The organism is Pseudarthrobacter sp., from assembly GCF_036675385.1.
Classification (GTDB): domain Bacteria; phylum Actinomycetota; class Actinomycetes; order Actinomycetales; family Micrococcaceae; genus Arthrobacter.
On sequence record NZ_JAKFFD010000211.1, the window covers coordinates 1 to 3,981 of the forward strand.

The following is a 3,981-nucleotide window of genomic DNA, read 5'->3' on the forward strand; positions in this document are numbered from 1 at the left end:
TTCGTCGCGGTACGGCTTGAAGTCGTCCTTGAAGTGGCGGCCGAAGTTGGTTTCGGCGGCGCCGTAAGGGGGACCGTAGTTGTTCGCGAGGTCGAAGTGGGTGACGCCCAGATCGAAGGCGCGACGCAGGATGGCGCGCTGCACCTCGAAGGGCTTGTCGTCGCCGAAGTTGTGCCACAGGCCCAGGGAAATGGCCGGCAGTTTCAGTCCGCTGCGTCCGACGCGGCGGTAGGGCATGGATTCATAGCGGTCTTCCGCGGCTGAATAAGTCATACATACCATCCTGCCATCTGTGACGCGCGCTACAGACCGCAAGGCCCCGGGTTACGTCTCCGGAGCCGGCAGGGAATTGACGACGGCGGCAATCGCCGTATCGTACTGGGGCGCCTGCAGGTAGTCGCTGTGGCTTACTACGAGGAACTGGTACGTGAAGGGATCCATCTCCTGCGCGTAGGGATCTGTCCCGACGTTCTCGGCACCTCCCGGACCTTCATAGAGAACCGGGAAGCCGAGGTAATCGGTCTTGCGGTACAGATTCACCCATCGATTCGGACCGGCCCCGAGGACGTGGCTGAGGTTCACGTCGAACTGAACGGTCGGTTCGCCGGTCACCATGCGCTCATCGTCCGGGCTTCCGGCCGCGGTGAGCTTAGTCCGTCCCACCGGGGCGGTGGCGAGCACGGCCGGACCCAGGAGTTCCGGGAAGAACCGGCCGAAATAGGACCTCAGCTGAGTGCCGTAGGTCAGCAGGCCGATCCGGTTGAAAGGCAAATCCGGCCGCGTTGACTTCAGATGGAACAAGGCGCTGACGGCGATCACCGCGCCAAGGCTGTGCGCCGAGATCGCCACCATGCCGGTTTTGGCAGGGGGCGCGCCGTCCGTGCCATCCAGCCACGCCGCAATCCTGGCGGCAAATTCGGGGACCGCCCGCTCGCCGTAGCTGGGGGGACCGAACGGGTGGGCGGTCTTGGGCATAAAGCACATCAGGTCCCAGAGCAGTGCCAGTGGCCGGGAGTTCGGTTTGGCCGACATCACGGCAAGCGCAACAATGGTGGCGCCAGCCGCAGCGAGACCCAGGACGCCCATGCTTTCGATCAGCCTGTAAAGCCCTGCCCCCGGGCCGGAATTCCACCAGTCCTTGAAGGTGCCCAGAATCAAGGCTGACAGCAGCCCCAGGAAAATGAGGACGGCCAGCAGCGACACCACGGCCTCCGCCCGGTGGGCGAGGGACGCGGTCCGCCGGGCGGCCACCAGTTTGCGGCCGGCCGCTTCCTGCTGCGGCAGGGGCGGATCGGCAGAGTAGGCCGAGAGCAGCTCCGAGACGGCGGCTTCCTGCGTATTCCAGGTCATCGAACGCACGGCCCGCCACGTGCACCATCCCCAGGCGACGGCACCCGCGACGATCACTCCCAGCAGCAGCCCGCTGAAGAGCGAAAACACCGACGGCGGCATCAGGACGTCACCGGCCATGGACCCGTACCGCCACATCCCGTCAGCCGTGGCAGCCCGCCGCTCGAGGTTGCGCTGGAGTACCGTGGCGGCAGCCCCCACAATTGCGCAGCTCAGAATGGTTGCCGCTCCCAGGGCAAGGGTGGAGAAGACCGCCGAGCCCTTGCCCCGCCAGCCGAGGGTCCGTTTGTCGTAGCCCTCCCTTCGGAGCCGGCTCATGGTGAGGATCAGCACCAGCATCACGAACATGAGCCCGGCCGGAGCGGTGCCCAGGCCCAGCATCCGCGTTGCGCCCGGGACGCCGCCGACGGGAGCACCCGAGAGAACGGCTGCCAGACCGGCCGCGAGGACGCTGATGATGGCTCCGCCGGAAATCCAGCCCATCAATGATGATCCGTCCCGGGACGGCATGTCCGGATTGTCCGGGGACTTCCGGACCGTCTCAATCCCCGCAAGCACCACCGCGCCGGCCGCGACCAGCCATGCGAAGACCATCGCGATGCCACTCAGGCCGATTCGCCCGGGCGCCATACGAAGGGCGCACTCCGTGAAGAATGTGCCCAGGCTTCCGCAGGCAACGCCATCGATCCGTGTCCAGAGCCCGTCCCAGGCGATGATGGCGCCAACCGCGGCAAGCGCCGCCCACACGTGCAGCCACCCGTTGTAGCGGATCTCCTTACGCGCTTCCCACAGATTCCGGATCATCAGGGTAGGGAGCGCTGCTATTTCCTCGACACTGCTGCCGGCCACTACCCGGGTGCCATTGCCGAGGTCCGGCCGGGGATGGAACCGGGTCCGCGCCAGGTAGGCGATGGCTGCCAGGACGGCCACCGACACGATGGGCATCAGGGCAAACATGACGACGCGTTGTCCGCGGGTCCAGCCGGCCAGGCCGTCCAGGAAGGCCGGCAGCGCGGAGCAGACGCGGCGTTCCTGGTCCGGGATGTCGGCGGGAAAACACTGGACCGCGATCAGGTCCATCGAAACCACGGCCGCCGTCACCACAAAGTACAGGGTCAGACCCAGCGCGAAGAGCCTGATCCGTCCCGCTCCGTCGTGCCCGCGAGGCTTGTTGTCCCCGTAGTCGATGCGCGGTTCCGCCTGCCTGGTCACTGGATCGATGACCGCCTGCTGCTTAACGGCGGGCAGCGGCCGGCTCCAGTAGGCGGCGTTGGTCAGCCCGAAGGGCATCAGCAGGAACCAGGCCGTCCGGACCGCGGCGTCGGCGACCTTCCCGGCCATTCCTACCCCGGTGAAGCGAGCCAGCCGCCCCCACGAATACGCCTCCACCACCCGGCGGCTGCCACCGTTTGCCGCGGCACCGGCTCCTGCGCTTGCACCAGCACCTGCACTTGCACCGGCGTCCACAACGGTGCCTTCGGCTCCGGCGCCCGCCCCGACTTTGGCCCGGTAAAAGCCCGCGAGCTCGTCACCCCAGGAGAGCTCCACGTCGTCGGGCTTGAGTGACCGCTTCCCCGATCGGAGGAGCTCGTGGGGCGGGGTGTTGCGGATGCCATGGATCCGCAATTCAAGCATGGGCGGAACCTTCGACGCGCTATTCGCTGGGTCACCCATGACGGCCTCCATCGCCCGCACACCACCGAGCCGCCCATCACGGCTGGTCAGTACGCGAATAGTACGCCCGGGTAACTCCAGTGTCTACGTTAACTCGAGGTTACTTCTGCCCCAGTAGTCAGAACCGCCCCACTGTGTGCCGGAAGCAGGAACGCATCCCCGTCCAGTAAAGTGTCCTGGTCCGTCGAAAGCAGCACCGTGCCCCGCACACCGTCCACGCGCACAGGCGACGCCGAGAAATTCAGCAGCACCTCCACGGACCCGCGCCGGAAGCGCAGCCAGCCGGCGTCGTCGTCGAACGTTACGTCCGTTTCCGCGAACCCCAGGCCGGCCAGGTCAGGATACGCGCGCCGCAGCGCGGTCAACGAGCGGTACAGCGACAGGAGCCGCGCATGGTCACCGTCAGCGGCCTCCGCCCAGTTGAGCTTGGAGCGCCGGAACGTTTCGGGATCCTGCGGATCGGGGACGACGGCGGGATCCCACCCCATGCGCTCGAACTCGCGGATCCTGCCCTCCGCCGTCGCCTTGCCCAGCTCCGGCTCGGGGTGCGACGTGAAAAACTGCCAGGGCGTGGAGGCACCGAATTCCTCACCCATAAACAGCATGGGCGTAAACGGCGAGGTCAGCGTCAGCACTGCCGCCACAGCCAGCGGACCGTACGGCAGGGACTGGGACAGCCTGTCCCCGATGGCCCGGTTGCCGATCTGGTCGTGGTTCTGGCTGCACACCACCAGGGCCGCGGGGTGGACCAGCGAGGTGTTGATGGGCCGGCCGTGATGGCGGCCGCGGAAGCTGGAGTAGCTGCCGTCGTGCAGGAAGCCGTCCTTGAGGACCTTGGCCAGGACGCCGAGGGACGCGAAGTCGCCGTAGTACCCCGCGGTCTCGCCGCTGACGTTGACGTGCACCGCGTGGTGGAAGTCGTCGCTCCACTGCCCGGCGAGGCCGTAGCCGTTGGCG

3 protein-coding genes are annotated in these 3,981 nt (G+C 67.0%); all 3 read right to left on the minus strand.

Annotation, left to right across the window (positions count from 1 at the left end; genetic code table 11):
• Positions 1 to 273: aldo/keto reductase (locus tag V6M49_RS17530; RefSeq protein ID WP_332762359.1), on the minus strand; the 273-nt coding region annotated here is incomplete at its 3' end.
• Between the two features lie 51 nt (positions 274 to 324).
• A complete protein-coding gene (locus V6M49_RS17535) occupies positions 325 to 2,985 on the minus strand; it encodes a hypothetical protein (protein WP_332762361.1) in 2,661 nt (886 codons plus the stop codon).
• A gap of 128 nt (positions 2,986 to 3,113) precedes the next feature.
• Positions 3,114 to 3,981, minus strand: an 868-nt coding sequence (locus V6M49_RS17540) for a DUF3459 domain-containing protein (protein ID WP_332762363.1), incomplete at its 5' end; no start/stop codon positions are given.